Origin of the sequence: Streptomyces sp. NPDC008150 (assembly GCF_042956945.1) — a bacterium.
GTDB lineage: Bacteria > Actinomycetota > Actinomycetes > Streptomycetales > Streptomycetaceae > Streptomyces.
In genome coordinates, this window is the sequence record NZ_JBIBHJ010000013.1 from 119,896 (window position 1) to 135,336 (window position 15,441).

Here is a 15,441-nt window from a genome sequence, read left to right on the forward strand (position 1 = left end):
CTCGTGAACGGCCGCCCCCGGCAGGCGAGTTGGGTGGGGGGCCGTGAACAGCCGTACCCCGCAGGCCCGTTGGGCCGAACCCTGCGGCGTCGGGGCGGGCGTGCCTCCCTCGCCGTGCCGTCCGCTCAGGACATGCTGCGGCGGGCCCGTCCCCGTTCGGCGGGGCGCGGTACCTGGCCGGTGCCGCCGCGGTCGGACGGCTGCCAGTCCAGCCGCAGGATCGCGAGGTCGTCGGTGTGCCGCTCCGCGTTGAGCGTACGGACCTGCGCGAGCACCTGGTCGAGATGCGTGCCGGGGTCGGACACGGGTGTCGCGTCCAGGATGCGCAGCAGCCCCTCGACGCCGAGCCGCCCGTCGAACTGCCCCTCGTAGCCCTCGATCAGACCGTCGGTGTACGCGATGAGCCCGCCGCGCGGAGGCAGCGCGACCGTCGTCGCCGGCCACTTCTCCAGCCCGGGGAAGATGCCGAGCGCGACGCCGTGCGCCGCGTCCACCACCCGGGTGCCGGTCGGCGTGGTCAGCAACGGCTCGTGGTGGCCCGCCAGATGCAGGGTCGCGGTCGCCTCGGCCGGGTCCAGGGTGATCAGGGTGGCCGTCGTGAACAGGTCGTTGTGGGTGCGCTCGGCGACGTGGATCTGTTCCAGCAGATGCAGCAGTTCGTGGCCCCGGTGCCCGCCGAGGGTCAGCGCGCGCCAGGCGATGCGCAGGCAGACACCGAGAGCGGCGGCGTCCGGGCCGTGCCCGCTGACGTCACCGATGATCGCGTGGACCTTGCCGTCGCCCGTCTGCACGACGTCGAGGAAGTCGCCGCCCAGCAGGGCCTGTTCGCGGCCCGGGTAGTAGCGGCTGGTTGCCAGCACCGACGGGGACGCGAGGATCGGCTGGGGGAGCAGACCGCGCTCCAGGCGGGCGTTCTCCTGTGCGCGCAGCCTGCTGGCCTGGAGGTCGGCGCTGGCCCGCTCGGCCTGCTTGCGCTGCACCGCGTACCGCACGGCCCGTTGCAGCAGGTCCGGTTCGACCTTGCCCTTGACGAGGTAGTCCTGCGCGCCCGCGGCGAGCGCGGTGACACCGGCGTGACTCTCGGCGAGACCGGTCAGCACGATGATCGCCGGGTGGGCGTCGATCCGCTGCACGGCCCCGACCGTGCCGAGCCCGGAGGCGTCCGGCAGGTGCAGGTCCAGCAGGACGCAGTCGGCGGGCCGCGCGGTCAGCTCGCCGCGCGCCTCGGCGAACGTCTTGCAGCGCACCAGCGTGTGCCGCAGGCCCGTGTCGTACAGCAGCTCCTCGACCAGGAGCGCGTCGCCGTCGTCGTCCTCCACGAGGACGATCCGGTAGTGCGTCTCGCGGTCCGTGCCGGACGTGGTCACGACTGTGGCTCCAGGACGTCGGCCGCCGGTGCGGGAACCTGGACGGGCAGGGTGAACACCACGCGCGTCCCGTCGGTCTTGTGCTCGTCGATGGCGATCGTGCCGCCGTGGAACTCCACGACCTTCTTGCACATCGCCAGACCGATGCCGGTGCCGGGGTACGCCTCGCGCGTGTGCAGCCGCTGGAAGATCACGAAGACCTTGTCGCGGAAGTCCGGGTCGATCCCGATGCCGTTGTCGGTGACGGCGAACTCCCACATGTCGCCGTCCTGCCGGGCCTCGACCTTGATCCGGGGCGGCCGGTCGGGGCTGTGGAACTTGATGGCGTTCGACAGCAGGTTCTGCCAGAGCATGTTGAGCTGCGTCGCGTCACCCACGACGGAGGGCAGCGGGTCGTGCTCGACGACCGTGCCGGTCTCCTCGATGGCGACGCTCAGGTTGTCCAGCGCGCGGTCCAGGACGTCCTCCAGGTCCACGGTCCGCTGGTCGTTGTGGACGCGGCCCACCCGGGAGAAGGCGAGCAGGTCGTTGATGAGCACCTGCATCCGGTTCGCGCCGTCCACCGCGAACGAGATGTACTGGTCGGCCCGGTCGTCCAGCTTGTCGCCGTAACGCCGCTGCAGGAGCTGTGTGAAGCTCGACACCTTGCGCAGCGGTTCCTGGAGGTCGTGGGAAGCGACGTACGCGAACTGCTCCAGCTCCGCGTTGGACCGCTTCAGGTCGGCGGCCTGCTCGTCGAGCAGCAGGCGCGAGCGCTCGGTGAACGACAGTTCCTCCACGAGCCGTTGGCGCATCGCGTCCACGTCGGCCGCCAGCCGCCTCAGGTCGGCGGGGCCGGTCTGCGTGACGGGCCGGTCGAAGCGGCCCTTGGTGACGTCGCGCACCGAGGCGCCGAGCCGGTCGAGGGGACCGGTGATGCCCCGGCGCAGGCCCTCGAAGACGAGGCCGGCCAGCAGCAGGATGACCAGGGCGATGATCGTGAAGGTCCAGTTCCGCAGGGTGGACGCCTCGTCGAGTGCGGTTCCCGCCGACTCGCGGGCGGCCCGCAGGTGGCTCTGCTCCTTGTTCAGCGCGCGGCGCAGCGAGTCGAAGGTGTTCTTGCCCTCGTCCGCGCGCTGGGAGGCGATCGGCACCGGGTCGCCCGCGGGCGCGGCGGCGATGGGCCGGGCGATGCGCCGCTGCCAGGTGTTCGCCAGCCCGGTCACGGCCGCGAGGTCGGCGCGGGCCTGGGGGTCGCCGGAGATCAGCGGGCGCAGGGCGCTCAGCGCGGCCTTCTCGTCGGCGAGACCCGCGGTGTACGGCTCCAGGAAGTCCCGTCGGCCGGACAGTCCGTAGCCGCGGATACCGGTCTCCTGGTTGATGAGCGCGGCTTCCAGGCGCACGGCGTTGATCAGCGCGGGGGAGCGGCTGTCGACGACCTGCGTCGTCAGGTCGGAGGTGCGGACCATCGCCCAGGTGCCCAGAGCGCCGAGCACCGCCAGCAGGACCAGGGCGGAACTCACGCCGACCCGGAGCCACCGGCGAGTGGTCCACCCGGATATGACACCGTTGCTGCCGGTCACCTTGTTGTTCATCGGGGTCCCGCGTGCTCCTTCGGCTGACAGAGCCGCATTGAAGCGTACGCGGCACGCACACTCTACCCCCGGGACGACAACAGTTGTTGTCGTGCTCCCGCCGGGCGCCTACTGTGGTCCCATGACTGGCGCCCACTTCACGTCGCGGATGACCGAAGGGGAGATCGTCCTGCTGGTGACCGACGCGGTGGACGAACTCTCCCGCCGTCTCGCCCACGACCTCGTGGGGGCCGCGCACGAGTCGGACGACGAGCACGCGGCCCGCGGCCGCGCCCTGGCACACCTCTACGTGCTGGTCAATCTCGAACAGGCGGTGCACCGTCTGGAGAGCAGAGCGGCGGAGGCCGCGGCGGAGGCGGGTGCCACCTACCCCGAGATCGGCAGGGCGTCGAACCTCAGCCGGCAGGGGGCCAGACGCCGCTGGCCCGGACTGATCACCAACAGCATGACCGCCAGTACGCCCGAGCTTTCCACCCACCCCACACCCCGGAGCCCGCAACCATGACTGCCTCCGCCCCCGTACGCCCCTACGACGTGCTGCTGGTCGAGGACGACATCGCCGACGCGATGCTCATCCAGGACGCCCTGACCGACCGCGGCGCCCGCAACCTCACGCAGGTCGAGGACGGCGTCGCCGCTCTGGACTACCTCCGGGACCCCAAGAACCCGCGCCCCGACCTGATCGTGCTCGACCTCAACATGCCGCGCATGAACGGCCGCGAGTTCCTCGCGATCGTCAAGGAGGACGAGGAGCTCCAGACCATCCCGGTCGTCGTGCTCACCACGTCCGCCGCCCCCGACGACGTGACCGGCGCGTACAAGCACCACGCCAACGCGTACGTCACCAAGCCGGTCAACCTCGCGGAGTTCGAGCAGGCGGTGCGCAGCATCGACGCGTTCTACCTCGACGTCGCGGTCAAGCCGCCCCGCGGCTGACCGCCGCGCGGTCCCCGGACCGCGCGACCTCCGCGCACCGCATCGTGCCGGCCGGTTCCACCGGCCGGCACGCGGCGTTCGCGGGCATCGGCACGGCGGAGGGGACCGCGCGACTCCGGGCGCGGAAACGGGCGCCGTCCACCTCCCCAGGACGACGGCGCCCGTTCCCTCATCGTGCCCGCACCCCTTCTGCCCGTCCCCGCCCCGCCCATGCGCGGCGACCGCGGGGCGGCAGGAGGCGTTCCGCGGCCGGCGGGGCACGCCGGGCGCGACCGCGGCCGGCCCTCGGAGCCCCGCGTGCACCCGTTCGCGGCGACGTGCCGCCCGGCCCGCGGGGTCGCGCCCGCCGGTTCCGCCGCGCGGTCGTACGGTTTACGGCGTACCCGCCGGCCCCGGCCGCGTGCCGGTCCGGCAGAACCGTCCGGAGGAGCCCCCATGTCCAAGCCCCCGCTGCCGCCCGACGCCGTCGCCCTGCTGCGCAGGCCCAACCCGTCCGTCATCGCCACCCTGCGCTCCGACGGCGCACCCGTCTCGACCCCCACCTGGTACCTGTGGGAGGACGACGGCCGCGTGCTGGTCAACCTCGACGAGGGCCGCAAGCGCCTCGGCCACCTGCGCAACGACCCGCGCGTCACCCTCACCGTCCTCGCCGGGGACGACTGGTACACGCACATCACCCTCCTCGGGCGGGTCACCGAGATCAAGGACGACGAGGGACTGGCCGGCATCGACCGGGTGTCCCGCCACTACACCGGCAACGCCTACCCGGACCGGGTCCGCGGCCGTGTCAACGCCTGGATCGAGGTGGAGCGCTGGCACGGCTGGGGCGCGTTCAAGGACAGCGACCAGGCCTCCACCTGACCCGACCCGGCCGCACCCCCCGGGGCGCCCGCCGCCGTCCGGGCCGTCAGGCGGGTGGGGGCGGCGGCGCGGTTCTGCGGGTCGCCAGCAGGAGCGCGATGTCGTCGGGCCGGTCCACCGCCTGCCGGGCGCCCTCGGTCAGCCGGTCCGCGACCACCGCGAGGGCCCGCCCGCCGGGCCGGTCCGCCGGACCCCCGGCGGCGGACAGCGCCTCGCGGAGCGCGGCGATGCCGTCGTCGATGTCCTCGCCGGGCCGCTCCACCAGGCCGTCCGTGTACAGCGCGAGGACCGCGCCCGGTGCCACGTGCAGGTCCGTCACCGGGTAGTCGGCGCGCATGTCCACCCCGAGGACGACCCCGCCCGGCGTCTCCACCCGGTGGGCGCGCCCGTCCGCCCGCAGCAGCAGCGGCGGCGGGTGCCCCGCGCGGGCGATGCGGGCCAGCCCGGTGGCCGGGTCGAGCCGGACGTAGCAGCAGCTCGCGAACTGGCCGGGGTCCAGGTCGATCAGCAGATGGTTGGTGGCGCCGAGCACCTCGTCCGGCGGCCGGTCCCCGAGCGCGAACGCCCTTACCGCGCTGCGGAGTTGACCCATCGTGGCGGCCGCCTGCACCCCGTGGCCCTGGACGTCGCCGATGACGAGCGCCAGACCGTCGCCCGACTCGACGACGTCGTACCAGTCGCCGCCGACGTCCATGCCCTGCGTGCCGGGCAGGTACCGTCCGGCCGTCTCCACCAGCGGGTGCGCCGGGAGGCGGCGCGGCAGCAGCGCCTGCTGGAGTCCCCGGGCGAGCGCGGCCTCCGTGTCGTAGCGCTGCGCCTTCTCCATCGCGTGGGCGATCAGCCCGGCGAGCGCGGTCAGCACCGTGCGCTCCTCGGAGCTGAAGCGCCGCGTCCCCTCGAAGCCGAGGATGCAGGAGCCCACCGGCCGCCCCGACGCGATCAGCGGCAGGAAGGCGCGCGCGCCGACCGACGAGTCGAGCGGCACCCCGGGGAAGGCGGCGGCGAGTTGTTCGGACGAGTCGTAGAAGAGCGGACGGCCGGTCGCGAGGGCCTCCACCGCCGGCAGCCGGGCGTCGAGACCGATTCCCTCGTACGGCGCGAGGAGACCGTCCGGGAAGCCGGACTCCCACGCCAGGTAGAGGTGCCGGTCCTGCAGCAGGTAGAGGGCGAGCCGGCGGCCGCCGAACGCGGGCAGCAGCTCCTGCATGACCACCGCGGACACCTGGCGCGCGGTGACCGCCTCGGTGAGCGCGATGGCCAGGACGATGGGCCGGTACAGCAGTGAGGTCACACCGTCCTGGTGCGCCGGGGCCGCTTCCTCGTCCCGCGGGCCACCCGCGCCCGTCCCCGTCCCCTCCGCCCGCACCGTGGGCCCGGTGGGGTCCGCCGCCCCGGACGCGGCCGCTTCCGCGGCGGCGTTGGAGGGCACGACCGTGCAGGTCAGCACGGACGGGCCGGGGTACACGGACATGGCCACCCAGTCGCCCTCGAAGGACTCCCCGGCGGCGGCGGGCGGCCGGGGCACGTGGCAGTGCACCGGTTCCGGCGCCAGCAGCGCGCCCCGGAGCTGGTCCTCGAACGCGGGCAGCCCCAGCCACGGCACCGCCTCCCACAGCGGGCGGCCCAGCAGCCGGTCGCGGGGCGTGCGCAGCGCCTGCGCGGCGCGGGCGTTCGCGTAGACCACGACACCGAGGCGGTCCAGCCGGAACACGCCCTCCGGCAGTGGGTCCGCCGCCGCGTCGCCGGCCGGACCGCGTCCGGGGTCCAGCACCACCCCGGCCACCGGGCTCCGGCCGCCCGGGGCGGGGACGGAGAGGGTGGGCGCCCACAGCTCCAGCACCCGCAGGGTGCCGTCCGCCGCGCGCACGTGCAGCGGCTTGGGCGAGGGACCGCCGGCCGACGTGCGGCTCAGCGCGCTGTCCACCCGCCGGGCGTCCGCCTCGGAGTCCGTCACCGCGCGCGCCAGCTCCCGCGCGGTCGTGGGCGCCCGCCCGTCGGGCGGCGAGAGCAGGCCGAACAGGTCGGGCTCGGCGGTGACCACGTCGGCCCCCGCGTCCCAGAAGAACCGGCCGATCCGCCCCGCCTCCTCACCCGAGCCGGGCGGGTACACGCACGCGGGGGCCTCGTCCCAGACGACCGGCGTCCCGGCCTCCTCCAGGGTGTGCAGCTCCGAGCCGAGCAGCCGGGCCGCGCGCCCGATCCGGTCGAGCCCCGGCGGCTCCCCGCCGCGCTCCGGGGCGGCGGGACGGATGACGACGAGCACCCCGTACGCGGACGCCCCCGACGTGACCGGGATGTACACCGAGCCGAACTGGTACGGCAGACTCGCCGCGAACTGGGGGTAGCGCCGCATCGTCTCGGCGGCGTCGGCGAGGACGACGCGGCAGCCGTTGCGATGGGCGTCCGAGACCGGGAACGGGCGGTCCTCGTGCACGCGCCACCAGTTGCTGAACAGCGGTCCGGGCAGGCCGGTGAGCGCCGCGAGGCGCAGCACGCCGGGGGTGCCCGACCGCAGGTAGACACCGCACACGCGGCCGTCGGACGCCCCGACCGCCTCGCGCACGGCCCCCGTCAGCAGCGGGGCCAGCCGTCCGGTCATCCCGTCCACGCCCTCGCTCCCTGTCATCGGTCCGTGTTCCGTTCCCCCGTCCCTGGGCCGCCGCGCGGGCTCACTCAAGGATGCGCCCGCCGTCACGCCCCCGCACCCGGACGGACCAGCGGCGGCCACCGCCTCGGCGCGCTGTTCGTAGAGTGACGAACGTCCCTCTCCGGCATCAGGCCGTTTGCGTTCGCCATGACCGAGCAGGCGGTTCCGCGCCGTCGGGAGCAGCCGGCGGGAACGTCAGCGAGAAAGGAACCGTCCATGGCGGCCACCGAGACCGACCCCGTCGAGGCCGCTGCCGGCCCTGAGGCCGTCAAACGGCACCGCACCCTGTTCAGGGCGGGCAGGAGGCGCAGAAATCCGCCGCTCCGGCGCACCGACATCACTGTCACCGACGAGGCGTCCGTGCGGCGCGCGGTGAAGGCCGCCTCGCTCGGCAACGCGATGGAGTGGTTCGACTTCGGGATCTACAGCTATCTCGCGGTCACCATCGGACACGTGTTCTTCCCGTCCGGGAACGACACGGTTCAGCTCCTGTCGTCGTTCGCGACGTTCGCGGTGTCCTTCCTCGTGCGCCCGGTCGGCGGCATGGTCTTCGGGCCGATGGGCGACAAGGTCGGCCGCAAGAAGGTGCTCGCGCTCACCATGATCCTGATGGCGGTCGGCACCTTCGCCATCGGCCTGATCCCCTCCTACGCCACGATCGGCTTCTGGGCACCGGTCCTGCTGATCCTCTTCCGCCTGGTGCAGGGCTTCTCCACCGGCGGCGAGTACGGCGGTGCCTCCACCTTCATCGCGGAGTACGCCCCCGACCGGCGGCGCGGCTACTTCGGCAGCTTCCTCGAACTCGGCACCCTCGCCGGGTACGTCGGGGCGGCGGGCCTGGTCACCGTTCTGACCGGCGCGCTGGGCGACGGCGGCATGGACTCCTGGGGCTGGCGCGTCCCGTTCCTGGTGGCCGGACCCATCGGCCTGATCGGCCTCTACCTGCGGCTGCGGCTCGACGAGACGCCCGCGTTCCGGAAGCTGGACGACCAGTCCGCACACCGGGCGTCCGAGGCGGCGTCCGCCGTGGAGACCACCGCGAAGGGCGACGTCGCCCGGATCTTCCGCGACTACTGGCCCACCCTGGTGCTGTGCATCTGCCTGGTCGGTGCCTACAACATCACCGACTACATGCTCCTGTCGTACATGCCGACCTACCTGTCGGACGAGATGGGCTACAGCGAGACGCACGGCCTGCTGATCCTGCTCGCCACCATGGTCGTGCTCATGCTGATCATCAACCAGGTCGGCAAGCTGTCCGACCGGCTCGGCCGCAAGCCCCTGCTGATGACCGGCATGCTCGGCTTCCTCGTCCTGTCGGCGCCGTCGTTCCTGCTGGTCAAGCAGGGCAGCCTGATCGCCGTGTCGGCCGGCATGCTGCTCCTCGGTCTGTCCCTGGTGTGCCTGCTCGGCACCATGTCCGCGGCGCTCCCCGCCCTCTTCCCGACCCAGGTCCGCTACGGCTCGCTGTCCATCGGCTACAACCTCTCCGCGTCCCTCTTCGGCGGCACGACCCCGCTGGTGATCACCGCGCTGATCTCCGTCACCGGGACCGACATGATGCCCGCCTACTACTCGATGGCCGCCGCGCTCGTCGGCGTGATCTCCGTGGCCTGCATGAAGGAGACCGCGCGCAAGCCGCTCGACGGCTCCCCGCCCTCGGTCGAGACGCCCCGGGAGGCGGCGGAACTGGTGGAGGCCCAGGCACCGGTCCCGAGGTTCTGAACCGCCGCCCGGCGTCCCCGCCGCCCCCGGCCGCGACTCACCCGGGGAAGCGCCCCGTGGAGCGCAGCGCCCAGCGGCGCTCCGCGTACGCGAGGTCGTCGCGCCACAGGCGCCCGGCGGCGGCCCGCATCAGCGGGCGCAGCAGCGGTGCCGCCCAGCGCGCCGCCGCGAAGCCCGGCCGGTCCGAGGCGGCCACGACCGCCTCGACGACGGCGGTGCGCGGCCTGCCCCGGTCGTCGAGGCCGACCGGGGTCGCGTGGGTCTCCACCACCGACCCGAGGCCCTCCCCGTCCGTGATGTGCATGACGACCGTGCGCGGCTCCGGCGCGGTGAACACCGCCCGCACCGGCACCACCAGCCGCCCGGCGACCTTGAAGGACACGTCGACGGCGAAGCCGTCGTCGGCCCCGGACGCGCCCGGACCGGGCGCCGAGAGCACGGACAGGTCCACGAAGGAGTACGGGTGGAACCAGGCGCCGTGCCACGGGTCGAGCCGGTTGGCGACGACGTCCTCCGGCTCGCAGACACCGAACCCGGTGTAGACGGCGGCCACCGCACCCGACGCCTCGGGCCGCACCGGGACCAGCGGCGCGTCCGTCGGCCGCTCGCCGCCGACCGCGTCGAGCCGCACCCACACCAGCACCCCGTCGTCGTGCGCGGGCAGCGGCTCCCAGCCCGCGAACGGGCCGCCGTCCAGGGCGAGTCCGTGCCAGTGGCAGACGAGGGTGCCGCAGCGCACGGGGCTCCTGCCGAGCGGCGCGCCCAGGTGCGGGCACACGCCGGGTCCGGCGACCAGCACGCCGTCGGCGTCGCGCCACACCACGATCTCCCGCCCGGCGACCGTGCGCGCCAGCGGCCGGTCGTCGCGCACGTCGCGGGAGGCGCCGACGACGTACCAGTTGCCCGAGGGACGGGCCGACGCGCGCTTCAGGGCCTCCCCGATGACCGCCGGGCGGGCCTCGCGCCACGTCGGCCGCTGCCGGTCCCACGGCACCGGCCGCCTGCGCAGCCGCAGCGGCACCCGGCCCCGGGCGGGCGGCACGGGCTCGGGGGGAGTGGCGTCGGCGGCGGGGTTCACGAGACCTCCTCGGGCGTCCGCGTACCGGCGGTGACCGGCGCGCCGGTGGACGGGGAACGGGCCGGCGGCGGGGGCGGTGCCGCCGGGCGGGGCGCGGCACGGCGGGCGAGGCGCGCCGCGCCCACCCGGACCAGACCGTCGAGCGCGACCGCCCCGCGGCGCCGACGGGAGACCACCGACCGGCGGTGCACCACGGTGTACCCGTCGGCGGCGATCGCGTCGAGGATGCCGCCGTACAGGACGAACGCCGTGCGCACGCACGGCCGCGACACCGGGTCGAGCAGCGCGAGCCCCGGCGCGGCCTCGCGGTAGACACCGCGCGTGAGCGCCTCCGCCTCGCGCAGCGCCGCGGTGATCCGCGCGTCCGGACGGCCCGACTCCCGGCTGCGGATGAGGAGTTCACGGTCGACGCCGTGCGCGCGCAGCAGGTCGGCGGGCAGGTACACCCGGCCGCGGTCCAGGTCCTCGCCCACGTCCCGCAGGAAGTTGGTGAGCTGGAAGGCGACGCCGAGCGCCGCCGCGTACGGGGCCGCCTCCTCGGACGGCCCCACCGTGCCCAGCACCGGCAGCATCTGGAGCCCGATCACCGCCGCCGAACCGTGCATGTACGCCCGCAGGTCCGCGTACGTCGGGTAGTCGGTGACGTCGAGGTCGCTGCGCATCGCCGTCATGAAGTCGGCGAACAGCCGGTGGTCGATCCCGTGCCGGCGGGCCGTGTCCGCCAGCGCCCTGACCACCGGCTCGCCGCCCCGCCCGTCGCGCAGACCGGCCTCCATGTCGGCCTGGAGGCGCGCCAGTTCACCGGCCCGCTCGGAGGCGGGCACGTCGTCGAGGGAGTCGACGATGTCGTCGGCCCAGCGCGCGAAACCGTACAGGGCGTGCACGGCCGGGCGCCGCTCCACGGTGAGCAGCCGCGTCGCCAGGAAGTACGTCCTGCCGTGCCGGGCGTTGAGCCGCCGGCAGTGCGTGTACGCGGCGCGCAGCGACGGGTCGGTGATGCCCGCCGCGTCGAGTTCTCGCGTCGTCACGTGGCGGCCCCCTCGGTCGCGGTGCGGGGCGAGCGGGCCGCGTCGCGCACCCGTGGCTTGCCGCGGCCCCCTCCGGTGACCCGGTCCGCGGCGAGCTTCCCCGACAGCAGGACCGTCGGCACGCCGACGCCGGGGGTGGTGCCGCAGCCCGCCAGCACGGCGTTCTCGGTGCCGCGCACCAGATTGCGGGGCCGGAACGGGCCGGTCTGCCGGAAGGTGTGGGCGGCGGAGAACGGGGTGCCCGCGGCGTGCCCCCGGGCGTGCCAGTCGGCGGGCGTGACCAGGCACCGCTCGTCGACGGAGGCGGCGAGCCCGTCGAGCCCCCGCCGCTCCAACTCCCCGAGCAGCGTGTCCTGGTAGCGCGGCGCCAGGTCGCCCCACGCGGTCGCGCCGGGGCCGACCTCGGTGTTGGGGCAGGGCGCCAGCACGTAGTGCAGATGGCGGCCCGACGGCGCGAGCCCCGGGTCGGTGGTGGTCGGCCGCGTCACGAGCAGGGAGGGGTCGCTCATCAGCTCGCCGGTGCGCGTCAGCTCGTCGAACGTGCCGCGCCACGCCTGCCCGAACATCAGCGTGTGGTGCGCGAGTTGGGGCCAGGTCCGGTCGCCGCCGAGGTGCAGTACGACGGCCGACGGCGAGTGCGTCAGCCGGGCCGGGCGGCGCGGCGCGCGGCCGAGCAGCCGGTAGGCGACCGGCAGGTCCGGGGTGAGCACGACCGCGTCGCAGGGGATGCGCCCGTCCGCGGTCACCACCGCCGTCACCCGGTCGCCGGACCGTTCGAGCCGGACGACCTCCTGCCCGAACCGGAGATCGGCGCCCGCGTCCGCGGCGGCGGCGGCCATCGCCGTCGGCAGGGCGTGCATGCCGCCGCGCGGGAAGTACACGCCCGCGACCGTGTCCATGTACGCGATCACCGCGTACGCGGCCAGCGCGCGGGCCGGCGGGACGCCCGCGTACAGCGACTGGAACGTGAACACCCGGCGCAGCCGCTCGTCGCGCAGGTACCGGCCGACCCTCGCGTCCAGCCGCCCGAACCCGCCGAGCACCGCGAGCCGCGCCAGGTCGGGGCGCACGAGCTGGAGGGGGGAGTCGAAGTTGGTGTCGATGAACGAGCGGATCTGCGCCCGGTACACCCGCTCCAGCCACCGCCGCAGCTCCCGGTACCCGGCCGCCTCGCCCGGCCCGGCGAACCGCTCGACCTCCGCCTCCATCGCCTCCGCCCCGGTGTGCACGTCCAGCGAGGAGCCGTCCGCGAACCGCGCGCGGTAGGCCGGGTGCAGCGGCACCAGGTCGACGCGGTCGTACAGGCTCTCGCCGACCGCCGCGAACGCCTCGTCCGCCAGCTCCGGCATGGTCAGCACGGTGGGCCCGGTGTCGATCAGGTAGCCGTTCCGCTCCAGCCGTCCGGCCCGCCCGCCCGGCAGCGGGTCGCGTTCGACGACGGTGACGCGACGGCCGGCACCCAGCAGGTGCAGCGTCGCGGCGAGTCCGGACAGGCCGGCGCCGACGACCACGACATGGTCGGTGCGCCCCGGCAGTGATCGGGTCATCGGCTGGTCGCCTCCGGTCGGGTCATCGGCTGGTCGTCTCAGGACCGGCGCCGCTCGCGCAGGGAGCGGGCGGTACGGGGGCCGGCGCGGGCGCCGGGCCCCCGGTCGCGCCGGAACGGGGTCGGGCGTCGTCGTGCGGCGGGCCCGGCGGGGCGCCCGTCGGGTGCGGGGTCCCGGGCGCGGAGGCGGCCGGGGCGGCGACCGCCCCCATCAGCGCGCGCAGCCGCCGGTGCGCCTCGGGGGCGGGTCGGGCCGCGTCGAGCCTGCGCAGCCCGCGGGCCAGCAGCAGGCCGATCCGCTCCTCCACCGCGGCATGGGCCCCGGTCGCCTCGAACACGTCCCGGACGCGGTCGAGTCCGGCGTCCGCGAGGTCCGCGCGTCCCACGAGGTCGTCCAGCACCCCGAGCGCGTGACGGTCGCCGGTCTCCGCCGCCCTGGCGCGGGCGACGGCCAGCAGCAGGGTCGGCTTGCCCTCGCGGAGGTCGCCGCCGGACGGTTTGCCGGTGCGGCCCGGGTCGCCGAACACGTCGTCGAGGTCGTCGCGCAGCTGGAACGCGAGGCCGACGTGCCTGCCCGCCGCGCACAGGGCCTCCGTCGCCGCCGGGCCGGTGCCGGCGAGGGCCGCGCCGAGGGCGAGGGGCCGTTCCACCGAGTACAGGGCGCTCTTGAGCCGGGCCGCGCGCAGCGCCCCGCTCGCCGAGCGCGAGGCGGTGGCCTGCCCGTGCACGTCCAGGTACTGGCCGGCCACCATCTCCGTACGCATCGCGGCCCACAGCCGGCGCACCCGGCGGTCGGTGTCCGGCGGCAGCGTGTTCGCGGCGACCACGTCGTCCGCCCACACGAGCGCGAGGTCACCGGCGAGGATCGCGGCGGCGACACCGAGCGGCCCGGCCCGGCCGGGGGAGGCGGTCGCATCGTACTGGGCGGTCACGGCGGCGTGCAGCGCGGGCCGCCCGCGGCGCAGCGGGGCGTCGTCCATCACGTCGTCGTGGACGAGCGCGCAGGTCTGGATCAGTTCGAGGGCGGCGCCGATCCGCAGGGCCGTTTCCACCCGGTCGGCGTCCGGTTCGCCCGCACAGCGCAGCGCCCACCACACGAACTGCGGCCGCAGCCGCCGTCCGCCGCGCAGCGTGAACCGCGCGGTGCGGTCGGCGAGGTCCCGGGCGAACCCGGGGTCGAGCGCGGACGCCTCCGCCAGGCGTTCCCCCAGCAGCCGCCGGAGCAGGTGCTCGACGGCGCCGGGGACGTCGCGGTCGACGTCGCGGGGGGCCGGGGTGTCCCGCTCCCGGGGGGCCGTGTCCGGGGCCGTGTCCCAGGCGTGCGGGGCGGCCGCGGAGTCCCGGACGTCCAGGGGCGCGGAGGAGGCCCGCGCGAACGCGCCGCACGGGCCGGGCGCCGGTTCTCCCGACAGGTGGTCCCTCGCCTGCATGGAGTGCATCCAGCGGTCCTCTCGCGCGCCCGGAGCCGTTTCGGTCTCCCCGCATTCCGCGGACACGGCGGCTCTGGATGCGCCCGGCCCCCCGGAAGGCGGCGCCCGTACGGACGCGTGCGGGGTCCCCGCAGCCGCGGCACCCCCGGATGCCGGAACGGTTCCGCCGGAATACGGTGCAGATTCGATGCAAGTTGTCGCCGACCGTGCCGGCTTCGCAGGATGACCGGACTGGAAGTTCTCAGAGTGACCAGGTGTCACCGCACCGTCTTCAGAAGTCCGACCGAGTCCGCACGAGTCCCCCGAGTCCGCCGGGTTCCCCCGACCGAGTGGCAAGGAGGGCAGGTCCGCCCCGGGACCGGGGCGGGCACCGCCCGGTACGAGGAGCAGTCGCCATGACCGCACAGCAGACCGTCGAGCAGAGTCCGGCCCCCCTCGCGGCCGGCCGGGACGGTGCCCGGCTCACCGACGAGGAACTCGCCGCCGGGTTCGTGCGCGGCGACGAGGACTGCCTGGCCGCCGCCTACCACCGGTGGGGCGCCCTTGTCTTCACGCTGGCCCGGCGCTCCCTGGGGGACCCCCGGGAGGCGGAGGACGTCGTCCAGGTGGTGTTCCTCGCGGCCTGGCGGGGGCGCGGCGGCTTCTCGCCCGACCGCGGCGCGATGACGGCGTGGCTGGTCGGCATCACCCGGCGCAAGATCGCCGACGCGCTCTCCGCGCGTACCCGGCGCGCCGACCTGGTCGCCGCCGCCGGGGCGTCCCTGTCCATGGCGCAGGAGGACCCGGCCGCCCGTCCGGAGGCGGTGCTTGACCGGCTGGTCGTCAGCCACGAACTGGCCAAACTCCCCGCCCCGCAGCGGCGCGTGCTCAGCCTCGCCTTCTACGACGACCTCACCCAGGCGCAGATCGCCCAGCTGACGGGCTGGCCCCTCGGCACGGTCAAGAGCCACGCCCGCCGCGGCCTGCACCGCCTGGGCCGCCACCTGGAGGAGGGCGGCGCCCTCTCCGGCGCGGAGTAGCGCGCGACGACGCCCGGAACTCACGCAGCGTGCCAACGACGCACAATCGATGCGTTCTCGGGTTGAGCCGTTCGGAGGGTCCTGGCGGAACAACACCCGACCGCCCGCGCATCTCCCGGCCGCCGCCCCGCGCGTGTCTGCATCCGACCCGCTCCGCCGACCGGAATGCTTCCGGTCGGACGCACGGGCACGCCCGCGCATCCCGCGAGGGTGCGCGGGACGGGCGCGGA

Annotated in this window: 12 protein-coding genes; 5 read left to right on the forward strand and 7 right to left on the reverse strand. The window is 75.1% G+C overall.

What is annotated here, in order from left to right; genetic code table 11:
• Positions 1 to 125: 125 nt before the first annotated feature.
• The gene (locus ACFZA0_RS28125; protein WP_391022041.1) at positions 126 to 1,367 is read right to left on the reverse strand and encodes a SpoIIE family protein phosphatase; all 1,242 of its coding nucleotides are present in this window, start codon (positions 1,365 to 1,367) and stop codon (positions 126 to 128) included.
• Complete coding sequence (locus tag ACFZA0_RS28130; protein WP_391022043.1) at positions 1,364 to 2,941, reverse strand: ATP-binding protein; 1,578 nt, start codon at positions 2,939 to 2,941, stop codon at positions 1,364 to 1,366. Before ACFZA0_RS28130 ends, ACFZA0_RS28125 begins: the two co-directional genes overlap by 4 nt.
• Positions 2,942 to 3,062: 121 nt before the next feature.
• Here ACFZA0_RS28130 and ACFZA0_RS28135 point away from each other — a divergent pair, with 121 nt between their 5' ends.
• The 3 genes from ACFZA0_RS28135 to ACFZA0_RS28145 all read left to right on the forward strand — a co-directional run bounded on the left by ACFZA0_RS28135 (position 3,063) and on the right by ACFZA0_RS28145 (position 4,738).
• The gene (locus ACFZA0_RS28135) at positions 3,063 to 3,446 is read left to right on the forward strand and encodes a hypothetical protein (RefSeq protein ID WP_391022045.1); all 384 of its coding nucleotides are present in this window, start codon (positions 3,063 to 3,065) and stop codon (positions 3,444 to 3,446) included.
• Complete coding sequence (locus ACFZA0_RS28140) at positions 3,443 to 3,877, forward strand: response regulator (protein ID WP_391022047.1); 435 nt, start codon at positions 3,443 to 3,445, stop codon at positions 3,875 to 3,877. Before ACFZA0_RS28135 ends, ACFZA0_RS28140 begins: the two co-directional genes overlap by 4 nt.
• 435 nt (positions 3,878 to 4,312) lie before the next feature.
• On the forward strand, positions 4,313 to 4,738 hold the full coding sequence (locus ACFZA0_RS28145) for a TIGR03618 family F420-dependent PPOX class oxidoreductase (RefSeq protein ID WP_391022049.1): 426 nt from the start codon (positions 4,313 to 4,315) through the stop codon (positions 4,736 to 4,738).
• A gap of 46 nt (positions 4,739 to 4,784) precedes the next feature.
• On the opposite strand, the gene ACFZA0_RS28150 is transcribed toward ACFZA0_RS28145, so the two are convergent.
• Positions 4,785 to 7,364, reverse strand: a complete 2,580-nt coding sequence (locus ACFZA0_RS28150) for a SpoIIE family protein phosphatase (RefSeq protein ID WP_391022051.1) — start codon at positions 7,362 to 7,364, stop codon at positions 4,785 to 4,787.
• Positions 7,365 to 7,601: 237 nt separating this feature from the next.
• On the opposite strand from ACFZA0_RS28150, the gene proP reads away from it, so the two are divergent.
• On the forward strand, positions 7,602 to 9,110 hold the full coding sequence (gene proP, locus ACFZA0_RS28155) for a glycine betaine/L-proline transporter ProP (protein WP_391022053.1): 1,509 nt from the start codon (positions 7,602 to 7,604) through the stop codon (positions 9,108 to 9,110).
• A gap of 37 nt (positions 9,111 to 9,147) precedes the next feature.
• Here the strand turns inward: proP and ACFZA0_RS28160 are convergent, their stop codons facing one another.
• The 4 genes from ACFZA0_RS28160 to ACFZA0_RS28175 are packed head-to-tail and all read right to left on the reverse strand — an operon-like array spanning position 9,148 to position 14,201.
• Positions 9,148 to 10,188, reverse strand: a complete 1,041-nt coding sequence (locus tag ACFZA0_RS28160) for a DUF5914 domain-containing protein (RefSeq protein WP_391022055.1) — start codon at positions 10,186 to 10,188, stop codon at positions 9,148 to 9,150.
• Entirely contained in the window at positions 10,185 to 11,216 is a 1,032-nt protein-coding gene (locus tag ACFZA0_RS28165; protein ID WP_391022057.1) for a squalene/phytoene synthase family protein, read from the reverse strand. The genes ACFZA0_RS28160 and ACFZA0_RS28165 overlap by 4 nt, the downstream gene beginning before the upstream one ends.
• Positions 11,213 to 12,763 (reverse strand): phytoene desaturase family protein, encoded by a 1,551-nt coding sequence (locus tag ACFZA0_RS28170; RefSeq protein WP_391022059.1) that lies wholly within the window; start codon positions 12,761 to 12,763, stop codon positions 11,213 to 11,215. The genes ACFZA0_RS28165 and ACFZA0_RS28170 overlap by 4 nt, the downstream gene beginning before the upstream one ends.
• 22 nt (positions 12,764 to 12,785) lie before the next feature.
• Complete coding sequence (locus ACFZA0_RS28175; protein ID WP_391022061.1) at positions 12,786 to 14,201, reverse strand: polyprenyl synthetase family protein; 1,416 nt, start codon at positions 14,199 to 14,201, stop codon at positions 12,786 to 12,788.
• Between the two features lie 386 nt (positions 14,202 to 14,587).
• Between ACFZA0_RS28175 and ACFZA0_RS28180 the strand changes: the two genes are divergently transcribed.
• Positions 14,588 to 15,211, forward strand: coding sequence for a sigma-70 family RNA polymerase sigma factor (locus tag ACFZA0_RS28180; RefSeq protein ID WP_391022064.1), 624 nt, complete (start codon positions 14,588 to 14,590; stop codon positions 15,209 to 15,211).
• Positions 15,212 to 15,441 lie beyond the last annotated feature (230 nt).